This is a genomic window from Aeromonas sp. S9(2024) (assembly GCF_041403185.1).
GTDB classification, from domain to species: Bacteria; Pseudomonadota; Gammaproteobacteria; order Enterobacterales; family Aeromonadaceae; genus Aeromonas; species Aeromonas enteropelogenes.
On sequence record NZ_JBGLRE010000002.1, the window covers coordinates 310,203 to 328,213 of the forward strand.

The 18,011-nt window shown below is 58.6% G+C and carries 15 protein-coding genes; 6 read left to right on the forward strand and 9 right to left on the reverse strand.

Translation table 11 applies throughout. The features are described 5' to 3' along the window. Positions 1-72 precede the first annotated feature (72 nt). The 3 genes from ACB028_RS04685 to ACB028_RS04695 all read left to right on the forward strand — a co-directional run bounded on the left by ACB028_RS04685 (position 73) and on the right by ACB028_RS04695 (position 3,447). A complete protein-coding gene (locus ACB028_RS04685; RefSeq protein ID WP_026457102.1) occupies positions 73-729 on the forward strand; it encodes a Bax inhibitor-1/YccA family protein in 657 nt (218 codons plus the stop codon). A gap of 180 nt (positions 730-909) precedes the next feature. Beyond that, a complete protein-coding gene (gene yccS / locus ACB028_RS04690; protein WP_216993994.1) occupies positions 910-3,078 on the forward strand; it encodes a YccS family putative transporter in 2,169 nt (722 codons plus the stop codon). 21 nt (positions 3,079-3,099) lie between these two features. Beyond that, positions 3,100-3,447, forward strand: coding sequence for a TusE/DsrC/DsvC family sulfur relay protein (locus ACB028_RS04695; RefSeq protein WP_042027767.1), 348 nt, complete (start codon positions 3,100-3,102; stop codon positions 3,445-3,447). A gap of 82 nt (positions 3,448-3,529) precedes the next feature. On the opposite strand, the gene ACB028_RS04700 is transcribed toward ACB028_RS04695, so the two are convergent. From ACB028_RS04700 to ACB028_RS04710, 3 genes are all read right to left on the reverse strand, one after another. Further along, positions 3,530-4,264 (reverse strand): dienelactone hydrolase family protein, encoded by a 735-nt coding sequence (locus ACB028_RS04700; RefSeq protein WP_371143638.1) that lies wholly within the window; start codon positions 4,262-4,264, stop codon positions 3,530-3,532. Positions 4,265-4,377: 113 nt separating this feature from the next. Then, positions 4,378-5,286, reverse strand: a complete 909-nt coding sequence (locus ACB028_RS04705) for a Gfo/Idh/MocA family protein (protein ID WP_371143639.1) — start codon at positions 5,284-5,286, stop codon at positions 4,378-4,380. 157 nt (positions 5,287-5,443) lie between these two features. Beyond that, on the reverse strand, positions 5,444-5,665 hold the full coding sequence (locus ACB028_RS04710) for a hypothetical protein (protein WP_371143640.1): 222 nt from the start codon (positions 5,663-5,665) through the stop codon (positions 5,444-5,446). Positions 5,666-6,132: 467 nt separating this feature from the next. Between ACB028_RS04710 and ACB028_RS04715 the strand changes: the two genes are divergently transcribed. Then, positions 6,133-6,459, forward strand: coding sequence for a hypothetical protein (locus ACB028_RS04715; protein WP_371143641.1), 327 nt, complete (start codon positions 6,133-6,135; stop codon positions 6,457-6,459). Between the two features lie 627 nt (positions 6,460-7,086). Beyond that, the gene (locus ACB028_RS04720) at positions 7,087-7,305 is read left to right on the forward strand and encodes a hypothetical protein (RefSeq protein ID WP_371143642.1); all 219 of its coding nucleotides are present in this window, start codon (positions 7,087-7,089) and stop codon (positions 7,303-7,305) included. Positions 7,306-7,789: 484 nt separating this feature from the next. Here ACB028_RS04720 and ACB028_RS04725 read toward each other — a convergent pair whose 3' ends face one another. The 6 genes from ACB028_RS04725 to ACB028_RS04750 all read right to left on the reverse strand — a co-directional run bounded on the left by ACB028_RS04725 (position 7,790) and on the right by ACB028_RS04750 (position 16,229). After that, on the reverse strand, positions 7,790-8,194 hold the full coding sequence (locus tag ACB028_RS04725) for a hypothetical protein (RefSeq protein ID WP_371143643.1): 405 nt from the start codon (positions 8,192-8,194) through the stop codon (positions 7,790-7,792). Positions 8,195-8,233: 39 nt separating this feature from the next. After that, positions 8,234-8,725: a hypothetical protein gene (locus tag ACB028_RS04730; protein ID WP_371143644.1), complete on the reverse strand. Its 492-nt coding sequence runs from the start codon at positions 8,723-8,725 to the stop codon at positions 8,234-8,236. A 4-nt stretch (positions 8,726-8,729) separates the two neighbouring features. After that, a complete protein-coding gene (locus tag ACB028_RS04735; protein ID WP_371143645.1) occupies positions 8,730-9,167 on the reverse strand; it encodes a hypothetical protein in 438 nt (145 codons plus the stop codon). Between the two features lie 353 nt (positions 9,168-9,520). Continuing rightward, positions 9,521-11,911 carry a YgiQ family radical SAM protein gene (locus ACB028_RS04740; protein WP_371143646.1) on the reverse strand — a complete coding sequence of 797 codons (2,391 nt, stop codon included), beginning with the start codon at positions 11,909-11,911 and terminating at the stop codon, positions 9,521-9,523. Between the two features lie 152 nt (positions 11,912-12,063). Then, on the reverse strand, positions 12,064-15,180 hold the full coding sequence (locus ACB028_RS04745; protein ID WP_371143647.1) for an efflux RND transporter permease subunit: 3,117 nt from the start codon (positions 15,178-15,180) through the stop codon (positions 12,064-12,066). Beyond that, complete coding sequence (locus ACB028_RS04750) at positions 15,180-16,229, reverse strand: efflux RND transporter periplasmic adaptor subunit (RefSeq protein ID WP_042073041.1); 1,050 nt, start codon at positions 16,227-16,229, stop codon at positions 15,180-15,182. The genes ACB028_RS04745 and ACB028_RS04750 overlap by 1 nt, the downstream gene beginning before the upstream one ends. 198 nt (positions 16,230-16,427) lie before the next feature. Between ACB028_RS04750 and ACB028_RS04755 the strand changes: the two genes are divergently transcribed. Further along, on the forward strand, positions 16,428-17,990 hold the full coding sequence (locus ACB028_RS04755) for a diguanylate cyclase (protein ID WP_371143648.1): 1,563 nt from the start codon (positions 16,428-16,430) through the stop codon (positions 17,988-17,990). The last annotated feature ends 21 nt before the right edge of the window (positions 17,991-18,011 follow it).

The window sequence follows — 18,011 nt, forward strand, 5'->3', positions numbered from 1 at the left end:
ACCTTCAGTGCATACAATGCGATGAACGAAGCGGAATTTGCCGCTTCACCCGGAAATCAAGAGGACACCAAGATGGATACCCGTTCTATCTACACAGGCACCCAAAGTGCCGTACGCGATACCAACAAGGTACTGCGTAACACCTATATGCTGCTTTCCCTGACTCTGGGCTTCTCTGCCGTGGTGGCGGGGGTCGCAACCGTGATGAACATGCCGCCCCTGCACTGGGCCATCTTCCTCATCGGCGTTTACGGTCTGATGTTCCTGACCGAGAAGAACCGCAACAACGGCATGGGTCTGGTGTTCACCTTCGCCCTGACCGGTCTGCTGGGCTATAGCCTGGGCCCCATCATCAACATGTACATGAACAACGGCGGCGGCGAGATCGTGATGACCGCGCTGGGCGGTACCGCGCTGACCTTCTTCGGCCTCTCTGCCTATGCCCTGACCACCAAGCGTGATCTCTCCTTTATCGGCGGCATGCTGTTCGTCGGTTTCTGGGTACTGCTGGTGGCCATGGTCGCCAACATCTTCCTGCAGATGAGCGCTCTGAGCCTGGCCCTGTCCGCCATGTTCATGCTGTTCTCCTCCGGCGCCATCCTGCTGACTACCCAGCAGATCGTGCGCGGCGGCGAGACCAACTACATCTCCGCCACCGTGACCCTGTATGTCTCCATCTACAACATCTTCCTGAGCCTGCTGAGCCTGCTCGGCGGCAACCGCAACTGATAGATGCCGATGATGAACAAGACCCCGCTGCGGCGGGGTTTTTATTGGCGCACGATTCTGTCAGGATAAGTTGCAGATCAAGGAGATGAAGCCAAGTGGCCCTGATCCAAATCAGGGCCATGCCGATCCTGGCGGGTTACCATCCCGCACTCGTTTCGTTAAAGGGTTGTTCTCACTTCCATGCCGATGGACTTTTCCGGCCTGCTGCGCCGCCTGTTGACCGACAGCCATATCTACTTCGCCCTCAAGGTGTTGCTGGCCATCCTCGGCCTGCTTGCCTTCACCCTGGCGACCGGCGACATCCAGCTCACCGTGCTGCTCTCCCTCGGGGTAGTGGCGGGAGCCATCGCCGAAACCGACGACAGCCTGTGGGGCCGGGTGAAGAATTTGGGGATGACCCTGCTCTGCTTCCTGTTTGCCTCATTGTGCGTGCAGTACCTCTACCCCACTCCCTGGCTGTTTGCCATCGGGCTGGCGAGCTCCACCTTTATCTTCGTGATGGTGGGGGCGCTCGGTGCCCGCTACGCCACCATCAGCTTCGGCACCCTGCTGATTGCCATCTACACCATGCTGGGAGCCGCCCATGCGCCGAGCCTCTTCTACCAGCCGCTGGCGCTCGGCGCCGGCGCCCTCTGGTACGGGCTGGTGTCGCTGCTCTGGCTCTGGCTGCTGCCCTACAAGACGCTGCACGAGCAGCTGGCCCAAAGTTACTTCGCCCTTGGCCGTTACTTGCTGGAAAAATCCCGCTTCTTCCCGGCGGACGAGCACGGCGCCCAGGCCATTCGCCACAATCTGGCCCAGCTCAACATCAACCTGGTGAGCGCGCTCAACCTCACCAAGTCGGCCCTCAATGCGCGCCTTTCCCCACGCCATCCGGCAAGCCCGGAGCTCGCCAGCCTGCTGCGCCTCTACCTGCTGGCGCTGGAAATTCACGAGCGGGCCACCTCCAGCCACTACCCCTACAGCCGGCTGGAAGCCGAGCTCAAGCAGGGCATAGTACTGGACGGTTTTCAGGAGGTCTTTTTGCAGCTCTCGGAGGCGTGCCAGCGGCTCGGCTACGCCATCCTGGTGCACAAGCCCTATGCTCATAACAAGCGCATCCACTGGACCCTGGAGGCCCTTGGCGATCAGCTGGAGTTCACCCATCTCAAGCAGCACTACCCGAAAACCCTGCTGACGCCGATGAAGTTCCTGCGCCGCAACCTGGCCAGCATCAACCAACTGCTGGGCAGCGCCGAGGGGCTGCAAAACCCGGATCAGGCCCCCCAGAGCCTGCCGCCGCTGGCAAGCCCGCCCCGCCTGCCATTTCTGGCCCAGCTCAAGCAGCACTTCACCCTGCACTCCATGGTGTTTCGCCACGCCTTGCGACTCTCGCTGGGGCTGGTGATTGGCTACGGCATACTGCAGGCCTTTGACATGGACAAGGGCTACTGGATTTTGCTCACCGTGCTGTTTGTCTGCCAGCCGAGCTACAGCGCTACCCGCCGCCGGCTGGTACAGCGGATGCTCGGCACCTTCGCCGGTATTCTGGTGGGGATCCCGGTGCTCTGGCTCTTCCCCGAGCTGCACGTTCAGCTGGTGGTGATGGGGCTCGCGGCTTTTCTGTTCTTCACCCAGGTGCGCAACAACTACAGCGCCGCCGTCTGCTTTATCACCCTCTATGTGCTGATGGCGTTCAACCTGCTGGACGGCATCGGTTTTGCCATCCTGGGGCCGCGCCTGCTCGATACCCTGCTCGGCTGCCTCATTGCCTACGCCCTGGTGGCCTGGCTCTGGCCGGACTGGCAATACAAGCGCCTGCCGACCCTGATCGCCAATTCGCTGTCGGCCAACGCCCGCTACCTCTCAGCGGTGCTGGCGAGCCTCAAGCCGCAGCGGGATGAATCCATCGACTATCGGGTGGCACGCAAGAGCGCCCATCTCGCGGACAGCGAGCTGGCCACCGCCTGGCAGAGCATGCTGGTGGAGCCGCAAAAGCGCCGCCGCTTCCTCGATCTCTGCTTTACCCTCACCTGGCGCAACCATGCTCTGCTCTCCTACATCTCGGCGCTCGGGGCCCATCGCGACAAGCTGGAGGCGATAAGCGGGCTCGATGAGATGCGCCACCATATCTGCCACACCCTGGAGCAGGCGGCAGGTCATCTGGCGGGTACTCCTTCCAGCTCTCTTGGCGGCCAGCGCCTGCTGATCACCCCGGATGAGGCTCAGGAGTGCAGCGAGGAGCAGCTGATGCTGACCCAGCAGCTCAACCTCATCAGCGAGCTGGCTGATCAGCTGCTGAACCTTGCCAACGAGAGCCGGTTGCTCACCGGGGATCAAGGCGCTACCATGCCCGCCCAATCCCGATAGCCCCATTAGCGAGGAGCCCCCATGTCTGCCGACAAACATCAGCTGGAATTCAACGGCCAACTCATCGAGACCGATGCCAAGGGCTACCTGCTCAACAGCAACGACTGGAGCGAGGAGCTGGCGCTGGTGTTGGCTGCGCAGGAGGGAATCGTGCTGGAGGAGCCGCACTGGGAAGTGGTGCGCTTCGTGCGCGCCTTCTATCTGGAGTTCAACACCTCCCCGGCCATCCGCGCGCTGGTCAAGGCGATGGAAAAACAATACGGCCCCGAGAAGGGCAACAGCCGCTACCTTTACAAGCTGTTCCCGGAAGGACCCGCCAAGCAGGCAACCAAGATTGGCGGCCTGCCCAAGCCAGTAAAATGCATCTGATCCCCTGATGTGCAGGCCCCACGACGGGCGGCCTGGGGAATAGCGACAGGCGGCAGGGGCAACCCTGCCGCCTGTTTTCATCTCAGCCGGCGCGCCCCGTCACCTCTTCTAGCCAGCCGACCAGCCGCTGCCAGGATTTGGCATCCGCCTCCTGGTGATAGCGCTCTCCGCCAAACACGCTAAAAGCGTGGGGCGCCCCGCTGTAGCTGGTCATCTCGTGGCGCACCCCTGCCTTTTCCAGCTGCTCGGCCAGGCTCGCAAACTCCTGCAGCGAGACGGACGCATCCGCCGAGCCATGCTGGATAAGCAACGCGGCCCGGGTCTTGCCGTAATCCTGATCCGGCGGCGTGGCCAGACCGCCATGCACGCTCACCACCCCGGCCAGCGGGCTGCCGCTTCGCGCCATCTCAAGGGCCGCAGCGCCGCCAAAGCAGTAACCCAGCACCACCACGGGCCCCTCCCCCAGCGCCTGCCTGGCCGCCGTGAGTCCGCCGTCCAGCAGCTGGCGCATGCGGGCGCGATCCTGATAGAGGGCCCCGGTTGCCTCACGGCGCGCCTCGATCGTCGCGGGCCTGACTCCCTTGCCAAACAGATCGACCGCGAAGACGTTGTAGCCGAGCTTGCCCAGCATCTCGCTGCGCTTTATCTCGTAATCGGTGAGGCCGTCCCAGTCGTGGATCAGCAAAATAATCGGCCCCCCGTCACGCCCCTTGGTCTGGTAGCCTTCATAGTCGCTGCCGGCGACCTGATAGGTCATGCTGGCGGCCCAGATCGGGGCGGCCAGCAGTGCCGCCATCAGTGCACAGATCCCTTTCATCCCTTCTCTCCCTTTCATTGCGTGGTGATAGGCCGCCGGGCGCCCAATAAAAAAGCTGCCCGCAGGCAGCCCAAGTATGAACGACACCATCATTTGCACCGGATTGAGGCGCCTTACTCCCCCGCCAGGGCGACCAGCTGCTCCGCCAGCCGGTGGCCCTGCAGGTAGGAGGCGATCAGCTCGTCATCGGCACGGCCCTTCTCAATTTGCTGATACCAGTGTTCCAGCATGGCGGCAAAGCCCCGCTGGGCCAGCACCGGCTGCCAGTCGTTTGGCACCAGCGCCTGCGCCGTCTGGTCGCGGGCGACGATGCCGCGGGTGCAGTTTTCCAGATGAAGCGACAAGTTGTCGCCGTAAGCGTCGATACGCTCCTCGGTGATGCCGGCGCTGCGGTTCATGCTGCCGCTGATGGCGCGATCGCCGCTTTGCCAGGCCACGCTCATCCCGGCCAGCAGGCTGGCATCGGTTGGGCTGCGTCTTAGCACGGCATGGAGATCTCCATCCGGCACGCCGCCATAGAAGCAGAGGCTGTCGAGCACATGGATAAAGTCGTCGAACAGAAAATCCCGTGCCCGCCCGGGCAGGGCGAATCTGTGTTTTTGCCAGTTGAGTTCGGTCAGAGGCTGGGTGCGAGCGGCCGCCATGGCCGGCAGATAGCGGCGGTTAAAGCCGGTAAACAACGCACAGTTTTGCGCGATGGCCAGATTGGCGAGCCCCTCGGCGTCAGCCAGATTGTCGCACAAGGGTTTGTCGACAAAGGTGGGAATGCCGGCACGCAGGCACTGCTGGGCAATCTCGCTATGCACGGCGGTAGCGGCGTGGATCATCACTGCGTCGGGACGGCTGGCCAGCAGGGCCGTCACCTCGGTAAAGCACTCGGCGACCCGGTACTGGCGGGCCAGCTTCTCCAGCACCGCCGGATTGCGGGTGCAGAGCAGCGGGGTGATCCGCTCGTCGCTCGCGAGCAGCGGCAGATAGGCTTTCTGGGCGATATCGCCAAGACCAATCAGGGCAATGCGCATTGCAACTCCTTGTCATCAACACTGTGGTGGGCAAGGTAGCACGCCCTTGCCACTGAGGGTATAAGCCAGCGCCTGTGCCAAAGGCGCGGGTAGCGCGATGGCCATAACTAATCAGGGCGACCTCTGTCGCCCTGATTAGTTGCTCTGTGGTGATGGCTTATGGCTTCGCCTGCTTGCCGGCATCGATCCGCTTGCCAATCATGGCTCCCAGTTCGGAGCCAACCACGGCACTGACCATGGCCAGGATCATCGGAACCAGCTCAAACCCGGCCTGCGGCCCGAACAGCACGGGCACCAGCATATTGAAGCCGATAATCCCGAGCACCAGCCCAAGCCCGCTACCGATCTTCTCGCTTCTGGATTTGCTTTTTACTGCCATCTCACTACTCCTGTGCCGTATCGGATCTGTGATGCGCTCGGAGACGCCATCAGCCTTCCCCTGCTAATCGGCCGCCAAGATAGCAAAACTGCCCCCGCCTGGCTGCCTTTATCGATTGCTTCCAAGCGCTTTGATGATTCAGCTCAAAAAACGAGGCTTTTCTGATGGTTACATCACTTTTGTGCTCGCATCAGCAACCTCGCTTGGCTTAACATCCCCATATGGTGCCTATTAATCAGTAATGGGTAACTACCCTGCTGGTTAAGTGAGCATTTTGGAAGCTGTAATCCACGGGCGGTAGCGTGAGATTTGGTAGCGTTAATCCTCGCTCAAAAGGTTAATATCCCAGATTTTGTTGTTCTGATAGATAACGCGACAAGGCAAACCAGCAGTTCTAGAGAACAATCCAAAATGCTGTAGCCCAGCCTTTCCTGAATTTATTAATAAACCAAAGAGGAAAAGTTAATATGAATTCTGTAGCTAAATCAATTACGATCAAACACTTGTTTTTACTACCGGCAATATTTACCTTTGGCTGTGCCCAAATGTTTCCGGCTCGCTCTGTAGAACTTAGTCCTGGCCATTATCAAGTAGAAACATCAGGTAATATCTTTGCCTCTGCAAAGTCGATGATAGATAAAGTCGATGAAAAAGCAGCATCATTATGCGGGAGCGCTGGATTTAAATACATCGATGATAACAAGATGGATACATACACCTCTCCTGCATATTACAAAGGCGTAGACATAAGTATTCCCTACAATGTATTAAGCCGAGAAATCGTCTGTAAATAAACTACCTTCAACAGAAATAAACAAAGCTGGATTCATACTATCCATGTTTAAAACTAAAAATAGCCATAGCTCATACTGCTAAAACTCCTTGAAAGAAATGAGCTTTAGTCAGAAATTACTGTTAAAAAGGTAATCCCTGATTTGCTCCTGCTCGGAGGAACAACTCTCCCCTCCACACCTCTGTTAGCGTACCCACACCGCACCTTGATTATTCCACCTACGCAACAACTGATCGCTTATGCATTGCAATCTGAGGATATCCAGCGCCAAGCCACAGCCGCCTGATGGCCAGCAGCCAGTGCCCGATCACTGTCCGGTTAGCGCAAGGTCGCAGAGCAAGAAGAGTTTGATAGCGGTCATAAAACGCGTTGTTTCTGATGGTTACATCAGGTTAAGGCTCACCTCGACAGTTTCGTTTGGCTTACTATGGCCACTCAGAACCTGTTGAACTGCGATGGGTTGCGGCCCTCGCGGGTCAAGGGAGCATTTTGGAAGCAGGAATCTTGGAAGCAGGTATCCATGGGGGCGGTAGCGTTATGCCTTGCTCACACTGGCAGGTGTCCCGGATTTCGTATTAGAAAGGAAGAGCAGCGCGCGGCAAGGCAACAGCACGGGAAGGAGCACGGCATGATGATATTCAGCGTCTTTGGCCGACTGGTTGGCGTAAAACGGGAGGGTGAGCAGTGGCTGCTGTTTAACGTCAGCCTGCCCGAGCGTAAATACTCGCGCATCCGCGATGTGATTATTCCCGACTTTCTGACCGAGGATGAGGTCCCGCGCTGGCTTGACGATATCTATCATGAAGCCGCCAGCGCCGCTCATCCTGATGTGGTGCGTATCGAGTAACTCGCCCGCTTGCAACCTTGTCGGCCATGCCATCGTTCAAATCGGCGGGGCTGCCTGTCCATCCCCGCCCCTGTTGCCCAGCCCGCCCCCCCCTTAATTGTTCCACCTGCGCAACAGCTGCTCGCTTATGCGTTGCACCAGTAAAACAATTTGAGGGGTGCCAGCACCCGGTCATGGCCGCAGGATGGTCAGCAGCCCGCGCCCGATCACTGTCCGGTTGGCGGCAAGGTCGCAGAGCAAGAAGAGTTTGATAGCGGTCAAAAAACGCGTTTTTTCTGATGGTTACATCACTTTACGACTCGCCGAGGCAGTTTCGTTTGGTATACCATAGCTGTCTGGAACCTGTTGGACTGCGATGGGTTGCTGCCAGCGCGGGCAAATGGAACATCTTGGCTGCTGTTATCTATAGATGGTGCATGATATTTGGTGGCGTTAGACTTCCTCCAGAACGGTGGGTGTCCCAGATTTAACCACTTAACATCCCTCACGAAAAAACTAATTTAAAACGAAAGGAATATTCCTCTTTGTTTACTTTGAGCTTAAATATATGCTCTGATATATTATCATCTAACACTTTAATATTGCCAAGCCTAGCAGCAAACATTCCATTTGTGTCATTACCTTTTATTTCTAGAGTTTCTTTTGGTGATGTAAATGCAATTTTAGGAGTGATGCCATCAGCAATAATTTCAAAAGAGATATCGTAATTTCCTGGTGCGCTGGTCAAAGAAACAACGAAACACAAAGACGGAATTATTTTATCAACATTAATTGGAGCTGAAATAACTTTATCAAGATAAATGCCAAGCAACGAAAGTTTATTATTAGCTTCCTTTCTTATGTCATCACATATGAACAGGCTGACATGGTCTATTAATGGTGATGTCATATTGCCTCCTATAAAATCAATAAAAGACTAGTGCCATAATTAAGCACAATTAGTAGCTAAAAACCTAGAGTAGGTTACATCTGGAGCAAGAGCCCCTGCCATATAATCAAAAATTGGCACATTGGGCGAATTTTTACTTTTAGCAAGCTCGATATGAGCGCTTGTTTTTTTAGGTATACGTACATATCTACTTTTAGAGTATTTACGGATAGAACGTTTACTATTCTTTGCTTTTACGTATACAAAACTATCAACATCATGAATTATGTTGATATTTTCAAAGCTATATTTAATGTCAAGAATACATTCTTTTATAGGTTCCGGTTCTTTTTTAAGGTCAATAAAATGTTCCATGTCAATTTCGATAAAATTAACACCTTTATAAATATGCGATTGTCGTAAGCTTTCATGAAGCTCCAACTTTCTATTTTCATAAAAATACGTTACTTTCACAATAAAATAAAAAACTATAACACCAGCAAAGATGTTAATAAACGAGACTTTTAACATCGTTATAATAAAGTCAGCCATTTATTCACCCCCCCACACTTTTGTATAGAATTGCGAAAATATGCACACCAAAGACTAACACTGAAAGAAGGAAAGATGCTCCTAAAAGCAACATTTTTTTGCAATCTACCTGCCAAGGCAAAGGTGCAGAGCCATGGCTAGATGTTGCAACACAGTCTTGATACTTACGCTCTATGCCCCAAATGTTGACTATCCAAAGGATAAGGGTGGAAAAAGCCAGCAACATAACTACTGGTTGCAGATTTGCCTTGACAAAATCAGACTGTACTGCCTTTGCAAAAAAATCCATGCTAACCAGATTTGCCATATCGAGGCAAAGCAAAACGAGAAGTAGATCAGAGCTAGGCGATATGCCCAGTTTGCCTAGATATCTAACAACAAAGTTCAATACTGCAATCATCAATGGAACCCCAACAGTCCCCGTCAATAGCGCCATGTCCATCGTAAAAACTCTTATGTTCAATATCTTGATTGGTATCTCTAATTGCGCAGTAGAACTAACTCTGTTCTACACGTAGACATAATGCCTAGATTTTGACTGAGAGAGCTATTTGAGTCAACCAAAAAACCATAAATTTCATGATGTTGTGCGTCATGATACATTTAATACATACAACTCTGAACCATTGTTGTTGATGGATTTGATTATATTGAATTTTAATTTTGATACTAGAGATAAAGTTGTGATGCAAATTCTAAATTGAGTATGTGTTTAGCTACATGCACCACAACTAGAAATAGAAAGGCAACCATCTGGTCGCCTTTCTATTTCTATCGCTCTCCAATCAGAAAAACTCACCGCGCCGGTCGCTTGGCACCATTTCCTTTGGCCGCAGGCTTGCCGCCCTGAGCGGCGGGTTTGGCAGAGCCGGCACGGGTCGGCGCCTTGCCCTTATGGGCGGGTTTGCCGGTCGGTTTGCTCTTGCCTGCATTCTGACCTGCGCCTTGCGCGGCGGGCTTGCCGTTCCCTTTACCCAGCTTGAGCTCGGAGCCCAGCGGCTTGCCATTGCCTTTGCCGCTCTTGTTGGTGCTGGCGCTAGCGTTCTGGCCGTTGCTCTGGCCCGCAGCCTTGTTGCCTGCGCCATTGCCACGCTGGTGGCTGATATTGCTATGGCGAGTCAGGGCCGGTTTCATCCCCTTGCCAGTGGCGGCGCGTTCGTTGCGACCTTCTGGCGGCACCAGACAGCCGGGGCCATTGCCAATCAGGTGGCCCTTGCCCATGGCGAGCAGGGCTTCGCGGATCATCGGCCAACCAGCGGGGTCGTGGTAGCGCAGCAGCGCCTTGTGCAGGCGGCGACGGCGCTCGCCCTTGGCGACAAACACATCGCCCCCCTCGCGGCTCACCTTGTTTAACGGGTTTTTCTCCGTGTAATACATGGTGGTGGCGTTGGCGAGCGGCGACGGGTAGAAGTTTTGCACCTGATCGAGCTTGAAGCGGTTCTCTTTGACCCAGAGCGCCAGGTTGATCATGTCTTCATCCGTGGTGCCCGGGTGGGCCGAGATAAAGTAGGGGATCAGGTACTGCTGCTTGCCCGCCTCTTTCGAGTATTTGTCGAACAGCTCCTTGAACTGGTAGTAGCTGCCCATGCCCGGCTTCATCATCTTGGAGAGGGGCCCCTCCTCGGTGTGCTCCGGCGCAATCTTGAGGTAGCCGCCCACGTGGTACTTGGCCAGCTCCTTGATATAGCGGGGATCTTCCACCGCGATGTCGTAACGCACCCCGGAGGCAATCAGGATCTTCTTGATGCCCTTCAAGTCACGCGCCTTGCGATAGAGGTTGATGGTCGGGCTGTGGTCGGTGTCCATGTGCGGGCAGATGGTGGGCCAGACACAGGAGGCACGACGGCAGGTCTGCTCGGCCTTGGGGCTCTTGCAACGCAGCTTGTACATGTTGGCGGTGGGGCCGCCGAGATCCGAGATGACGCCGGTAAAGCCCGGCACCTTGTCGCGGATATCTTCGATTTCTTTCAAGATCGACTCTTCCGAGCGGCTCTGGATGATGCGCCCTTCGTGCTCGGTGATGGAACAGAAGGAGCAGCCGCCGAAGCAACCGCGCATGATGTTGACCGAGGTCTTGATCATGTCGAAGGCCGGGATCTTCGCGTTGCCATAGGCCGGATGCGGCACCCGCTGGTAGGGCAGGCCGAATACGCCATCCATCTCGTCGGTTTCGAGCGGAAAGGCGGGCGGGTTGACCCAGACGATGCGATCGCCGTGGGCCTGGGAGAGCGCACGGGCGCAGCCCGGGTTGGTCTCGTGGTGCAGGATGCGCGACGCATGGGCGTAGAGCACCTTGTCCTCTTTCACCCGCTCGAACGCCGGCAGCTTGACGTAGGTCTTCTCCCACGGCTTTTGCTTGGGGGGCTGCACCAGGATGGGCTTGGCCTCCTGTTCACTCGGCGCTGTGCCCTCGTCGTCGCTGCAGGGAGCCCCTTCCATATAGGGATTGGGGATGGGGTCGATGCGGCCAATCTGGTCGAGCTTGCTCGAATCCACCCCGCGCCAGCCCGGCAGCGGCTCGCGGCGAATGACGGCGGTGCCGCGAATGTCCTGCATGGTGTCGATGGTCTCCCCCGCCGCAATGCGGTGAGCGACTTCCACCAGCGGGCGCTCGGCGTTGCCGTAGATCAGGATATCGGCCTTGGCATCGAGCAGGATGGAGCGGCGGATGGTCTCGGACCAGTAGTCGTAGTGGGCGATGCGACGCAGCGACGCCTCGATGCCGCCGATGACCACCGGGACCTCCTTGAAGGCCTCCTTGCAGCGCTGGGTATAGACCAGAGTGGCGCGATCGGGGCGCTTGCCGCCCACATCCCCCGGGGTGTAGGCGTCGTCGTGGCGCAGCTTCTTGTCGGAGGTGTAGCGGTTGATCATGGAGTCCATGTTGCCCGCGGTCACCCCGAAGAAGAGGTTGGGTTTGCCCAGACGCATAAAGTCATCTTTGGATGACCAGTCCGGCTGGGCGATGATGCCGACCCGAAAGCCCTGGGATTCGAGCATGCGGCCAATCACCGCCATGCCGAAACTCGGGTGATCCACGTAGGCATCGCCGGTTACCAGGATGACGTCGCAGCTGTCCCAGCCCAGCTTGTCCATCTCTTTGCGGGACATGGGCAGGAAGGGCGCCGTGCCGTAGCACTCGGCCCAGTAGCGGGGATAGGAGAAAAGGTTGGGTACCGGCTGCATTTTAACCACCTGGAACAATTCGGGTCGCGCATTATACCGATTGCGCTTGATCGGAGCGATGGCTTTTTGCCCCCATAAGTCGCGCGGGATAAGGGTCTCCACGATAAAAAAGGGCGCCCGCAGGCGCCCTTGTGATGATGAATGCTGGCAACTTATGCAGCCGGGGGTTGCTGATCCCCTGCCCCCCTGGCAGTCAGCGCCTCGTCCACCTGGCGATCCCGCGCCCCCGTCATGCCGGCGTGGCGGGCGATCAGGTGATAGATCGCGGGCACCACCAGCATGGTGACCAGGGTCGCCAGGGAGAGGCCGAAGAAGACCACGGTCCCCACCGCCATCCGGCTCTCGTAGCCCGCCCCCATAGAGAGCATCAGGGGCACGGCGCCGATAATGGCGGTGAGGGAGGTCATCAGTATGGGGCGCAGGCGGCGCACCGAGCCTGCGATGATCGCCTGCTCGAACGACTCGCCGCGCTGGCGCAGTTGGTTGATGAACTCGACGATGAGGATACCGTTCTTGGTCACCATGCCGATCAGCATGATCATGCCGATCTGGCTATAGATGCTCATCTCCTGCCCCGTCAGCCAGAGCCCGAGCAGGCCGCCAAAGATACCCAGCGGCACCGTCATCATCACCACCGCCGGGGTCAGGGTGCTCTCGAACTGGGCCACCAGCACCAGATAGACCACCAGCAGGGCGAGGCCGAACACCAGCGCCATCTCCCCCTGATTGTCGCGATAATCCTTGGAGTCGCCGGCGTAATCCACCGTCATGCCGGTGGGCAGGTGGGTGTTGGCCCAGCCATCGAGAAAGTCGAGGGCCTCCCCCAGGGTGTGATCCGGGTGCACGTCCGCGGTCAGGGTGATCGCCTTTTGCCGCTGGTAGTGGTTGAGGCGGTTGGCGGTGGCCACCTGCTTGACGGTAGCCAGGGTCGAGAGGCTCACCATCTCGCCGTTCGCGGCCTTGAGATAGATGCGGCCAAGATCCGAGACGCCGTTGAACTCCTGCTGGTTGCCCCGCAGGTAGACGTCATACTCCTCGCCCCGGTCCACATAGGTGGTCTTGCTCACCCCGCCCAGCAAGGCCTGCAAGGTGCTCGCCACGGTGGAGACCGGAATGCCAAGCTGGCTGGCGCTGTCGCGATCTATGGTCACGCGCAGCTCCGGGGTCTTCTCGGCGTAGTCGAGATCCGGCGTCAGCATCAAGCCGCTGCCCTGGGCGGCCTGTTGCAGCGCCAGACCCTGCTGGTAGAGCTCGTCGTAGTCGTTGCCCTGCAGCACGAACTGCACCGGCGCGGTGGAGCCGCCGCGAAAACCCGGCTGGAAGGTGCGGATCATCACGTCGGGAATGCCCGCCAGCTTGCCCCCCAGGGAGCGGGAGAACTCGGTGGCGGTGACGTCGCGCTCGGCCCAGTCGGCGAGCTGGATGATCACCATGCCGGTCTGATCGCCGCCACGACCAAAGGCCGGGGTGCTGAAGCTCATGGCCTGCACCAGCCCCTTGCCCAGCATCGGCATGATGGCCGCCTCCACCTGCTGCATGTTGCGCTTCATCCGCTCGATACTGGTCCCCTCTGCCCCCTTGACGAACACATAGACCACGCCCCTGTCCTCGGTCGGGGTCAGGCTGGTGGGCAGCTGCTGGAACAGGGCGCCGATGCCACCCAGGCAGAGCAGCAGCACCAGCGGCGTCCAGCGGGAGCGGCGCAGCACGGCGCCAAGCAGGGTGCGATAGTGCCCCTCCACCCAGCCGAGGCCGCGATCGAGGGCCGCGGTCAGGGCGTTGGGTCTATCCAGCGGACGCATCAGCCAGGAGCCCATGGCCGGGGTCAGGGTGAGCGCCACCAGGGAAGAGCAGAGCACGGCGAGCGACAGGAGGATGGCAAACTCGGTAAAGAGCCTGCCCACCATGCCATCCATAAAGGCGATGGGCACGAACACCATCACCAGCACGGCGGTGGTGGCGATGACCGCAAAGCCCACCTCGCGGGTACCGTGCCAGGCGGCCAGCAAGGGAGATTCCCCGCGTTGCAAGTGGTGGTGGATGTTCTCCACCACCACGATGGCGTCATCCACCACCAGACCGATGGCGAGAATGAGGGCCAGCAGAGTGATGAGGTTGATGGAAAACCCGAAATACCAGGCGCCGATAAAGGCCGAGATGAGCGACACGGGTACCGTCACCGCCGGAATGAGAGTGGTGCGCCCCTGGCCGAGGAAGAGATAGAGCACGGCCACCACCAGCACGGCGCAGATGGCCAGGGTCTCGTACACCTCGTCAATAGCCTGCTTGATGAAGATGGTGGAGTCATAGTCCACCTCAAGCACGGCCCCTTCCGGCAAAAAACGCTGCATTTCGCCCAGCTTTTTCTCTATGCCTTGCGCCACCGCCAGCGGGTTGGCAGTAGATTGGGCGACTATGCCGATCCCCAGACTCTCGCGGCCATTGCGCTGGTAGGCGCTGTCTTCGTTCTTGGCCCCCACTTCGACATCGGCGATATCCGCCAGATAGATGCTCTGGCCGTTGCTGGCGGTGGTGATCTGCAGGTTCTGGAAATCCTCGGCGCTGTGGTAGAGACGGGCAATCTGCACCGACATGGTCATGCTGTTGTTGCGAATTTCCCCGCCGGGCAGCTCTATGTTTTCCCGCTTGAGGGCATCCTCCACGTCTGCCACCGTGATGCCGCGGGCCGCCATGTCGGCGGGGCGCAGCCGCACATACATCACCTGGGTGAGATCGCCGGAGAGCATCACCTCGCTCACCCCGTCCACCAGGCTCAAGGGATCGACCAGGATCCGGTTGGCGTAGTCGGTCATGGCGGTGCGGTCCATCTGGCTGCTGCTGAAGTTGAGCCAGACCGCCACGTCGCCGTTGCCGCTGTCCTTGGTCACCAGGGGTTCGTCTACCTCATCGGGCAGCCGGGGACGGGCGCGGGAAAGGGCATCGCGCACGTCCGAGATCCCCTCCACCATGTTCCAGCCGAGCTTGAACTCGACGGTGATCATGGAGCGCCCCTTGCGGGTCACCGAGTTGATGTTCTTGATGCCACTGATGCCGGAGAGCTGATCCTCGATGGGCTTGGTGACCTGGCTCTCCATCACCGAGGGGGCCGCCCCCTCATAGGTGGTGGTGATGGAGACGGACGGGGTCTGCACGTCCGGCATCTCCCGCACCGTCAATTTGGAAAACGCCACCAGGCCGAACACAGTGAGCAAGGCGCTGAGCACCACCGCCACCAGCGGGCGGCGGACCGAAATATCCGAGAGCCACATCAGCCGTTGACCTCCGCCAGATCGTGCACCAGCACCCCATCGCGCAGGTTGACCAACCCTTCGACCACGATGCGATCGCCGATCTTGAGCCCCTCGGTGACCCAGACGGTCTCCCCTTCGGTTTCACCCAGCACCACGGGTATCCGCTTGACCCGGCCATCGGCCTCGAGACGATAGACGAAGCGCTGCTCACCCACGTACTCCACCGACTGGGCGGGGATCAGGGTCAGCTGGCGGGCCGGCAGGGCCAGCACCACATTGAGCAGCATACCGGGGCGCAGCTGGCCATTGGCGTTGGGGATCATCACCCGCGCCTTGATGTTCTGGCTGTCATTGGAAACCCGGCTGTCCAGGGTGGTGAGGGTGCCGGCAAAGTGCTGATCCGGCCAGGCGCTGCTGGTGGCGGTCACTGCCATGCCGGGGTGTAGCAGGGAGAGGTAGCGCTCCGGCACCGCCAGATCGAGGCGCAGCTTGTCCACTTCATCCAGATGAAGCAGGTTGTCGCCGCTGTTGACCAGGGCCCCTTCGCTGAGATCGATAAGGCTCACCCGGCCCGCAAACGGGGCCTGCAGGGTACGAAGGGATAGCTCGTAACGGGCGGCATCGAGCCGCGCCTTCGCCTGATCGACGGCGGCCTGCTGCCCCTCCAGCTCGGACTGGGTCACGGCGCCGCGGGCCACCAGTTTGCGCATCTCATTCAGTTTGCGGGTCTCGTCGCGCAGGCTCGCGCTCTGCTCGGCCAGTTCCGCCTGCTGCTTGCCCGAGTCCAGCGCGATCAGGGTCTCGCCCCTGGCCACCGTCTGGCCCGATTGCACCGCTATGTTGACGATGCGACCCGTGACCTCCGGGCTGATGATGACGGAGCGGTTGGCGGTGAGCTTGCCCACCAGCTTGAGGGTCGGCTCCGCCAGACTCTGGGTCACGGTCTGGGTACGGATATTGATTTGTCTGGCGGGTGCCTTGGCGGCAGGCTCACTGTGGCGATACGCCCAGACGGCGGCCACCACGACACAAAGAAGTCCCAGGCTGAGCCAGATACGCATTTTCATCGAACGATCCATGGAGAGTAGAAGGAAAGAGATTCCGGATAGGGGCCATTTTAGCCCCTGACTATGCCGTGACTATGAGCAAATGTGACAAAACGTAACAAAAAGGGAGGAAGATCATCGTGTTGGTGATTAAATGATTAATTCCTCAACAGATTGGCATAAAATGGAGGCTCTCCATTACCAACAGGTGTGGACACCTTGTTCCTATCGACGTTGTTTGATCGCCGCTTCTTCTCCCCTTTCACCTGGCCGTTGCTGGCGCTGGCCGCATTGCTCATCATCCTGGCTCTGCGCCAGTCGCTCAGGCAGATAGAGGATGTCTACCAGAGCGATACCCTCAACAGTGCCATCCATCTGCGGGATCAATTCAGGCAGAGCCAGGTGTTTCTGGAGGCGATGCACGGCCAGGCCGAGGAGCGGCTGCGCAGCACACCCCAGTCGGCTCTGACCCGCCAGCTCTATCACCATATCGAAGCACTACCGGACCAGGGGTTGGCGCTTGACCATCAACCACTCGAGTTGCCCCGGAAGCTGGTAGGCAACCTGACCGGCGCAGGTCCCTTGCCACCACCGGGGAGCAAACGGGAAGCCAGACTGCATCTGGCCCTGAGTCTCTCCCCCCTGCTTTCCACCGCGAGCCGGGAGTTTGACAATGAGATAGCCTGGGTCTACTTCACCGGAGTGGACCACTTTATCTATCTCTATCCCTGGGTCCCCTCCAGCCGGTTTCGCTTCTCTCCCTCGCTCTACCAGAGCACCTATTGGCAGGATGCCCTGGCAGCCAACAACCCGGAGCGGGGCACCATTATCTCGCGCCCGTTCAACGACCTCGCAGGGACAGGCCAGCTCATCACATTGTCACGCCCTCTCTATCAGGATGGTCATCTGGTGGGGATGTTCAGCATGGATATCCAGCTCTCGCGCTTGCATCAGCAGCTTGACGAGCTGATCCCGGAACTCGGGGACTACATGCTGATCAACCAGTATCGCCAGGTGCTGGCCAGCAGCGCGGCAAACGCGGTCGCGCCCGCCGATCTGACACCCTCCTCGAGCTACCTGTGGCAGCAGGGCACCTTGCGCCTGATCCTGGCCATTCCGGACACCCCCTTGCGGCTGATCCACACCATTTCCCTCTGGCCCCTGCTGCAGGCCATGATCTGTCAGTCGGGCCCCACCCTGCTGGCCATCCTCTTCATGCTACTGGCTGCGCTCTCCAATCTCAGGGCCAGGCGGCTCAACCAGCGACTCAACTACCTCTCCTGCCACGACAATCTGACCGGGGCCTTCAACCGTCATTACCTGGCGCAGCTGGAGCAGCAAAACACCCTGACGCCGGCGCAGCAGACCGGTTTTCTGATGTTCGATGCGGATCACTTCAAACGGGTCAACGACACCTTCGGTCATGGTGTCGGCGACGCCGTGCTGATCCACCTGGTGCGACTGTGCCAGGGGCAGCTCAGGCGCGAGGATTGCCTGATCCGTTGGGGCGGCGAGGAGTTTCTGGTGCTGATCGCCCAAAGCGACGGTGCCCTGCTCACCGAGGTGGCCGAGCGCCTGCGCGCCGTCGTCGCCGGGCATGACTGGGGCGCCATCGCTCCCGGTCTTGCCGTCACCATCAGTCTGGGCCACCACGCCTGTTGCGAGGATATCCCCCACCACGAGGCCGTGCGCCGCGCCGATGTGGCGCTCTATCAGGCCAAGGCCAACGGTCGCAACCGCAGTGAAAGATGGCAGAGTGACGCCTGCGAACACACGGAGTAAGCTGGTGTTCCAACCCCTTTC

Excerpts from the sequence above, each read along its gene's own strand:
- ACB028_RS04705 (WP_371143639.1), bottom strand. The coding sequence starts at position 5,286 with ATGCGCATTGCCCTGATTGGTCTTGGCGATATCGCCCAGAAAGCCTAT.
- ACB028_RS04695 (WP_042027767.1), top strand. The coding sequence starts at position 3,100 with ATGTCTGCCGACAAACATCAGCTGGAATTCAACGGCCAACTCATCGAG.
- ACB028_RS04710 (WP_371143640.1), bottom strand. The coding sequence starts at position 5,665 with ATGGCAGTAAAAAGCAAATCCAGAAGCGAGAAGATCGGTAGCGGGCTT.
- ACB028_RS04730 (WP_371143644.1), bottom strand. The coding sequence starts at position 8,725 with ATGGCTGACTTTATTATAACGATGTTAAAAGTCTCGTTTATTAACATC.
- yccS (WP_216993994.1), top strand. The coding sequence starts at position 910 with ATGCCGATGGACTTTTCCGGCCTGCTGCGCCGCCTGTTGACCGACAGC.
- ACB028_RS04720 (WP_371143642.1), top strand. The coding sequence starts at position 7,087 with ATGATGATATTCAGCGTCTTTGGCCGACTGGTTGGCGTAAAACGGGAG.
- ACB028_RS04685 (WP_026457102.1), top strand. The coding sequence starts at position 73 with ATGGATACCCGTTCTATCTACACAGGCACCCAAAGTGCCGTACGCGAT.
- ACB028_RS04725 (WP_371143643.1), bottom strand. The coding sequence starts at position 8,194 with ATGACATCACCATTAATAGACCATGTCAGCCTGTTCATATGTGATGAC.
- ACB028_RS04715 (WP_371143641.1), top strand. The coding sequence starts at position 6,133 with ATGAATTCTGTAGCTAAATCAATTACGATCAAACACTTGTTTTTACTA.
- ACB028_RS04745 (WP_371143647.1), bottom strand. The coding sequence starts at position 15,180 with ATGTGGCTCTCGGATATTTCGGTCCGCCGCCCGCTGGTGGCGGTGGTG.
- ACB028_RS04735 (WP_371143645.1), bottom strand. The coding sequence starts at position 9,167 with ATGGACATGGCGCTATTGACGGGGACTGTTGGGGTTCCATTGATGATT.
- ACB028_RS04750 (WP_042073041.1), bottom strand. The coding sequence starts at position 16,229 with ATGAAAATGCGTATCTGGCTCAGCCTGGGACTTCTTTGTGTCGTGGTG.
- ACB028_RS04700 (WP_371143638.1), bottom strand. The coding sequence starts at position 4,264 with ATGAAAGGGATCTGTGCACTGATGGCGGCACTGCTGGCCGCCCCGATC.
- ACB028_RS04740 (WP_371143646.1), bottom strand. The coding sequence starts at position 11,911 with ATGCAGCCGGTACCCAACCTTTTCTCCTATCCCCGCTACTGGGCCGAG.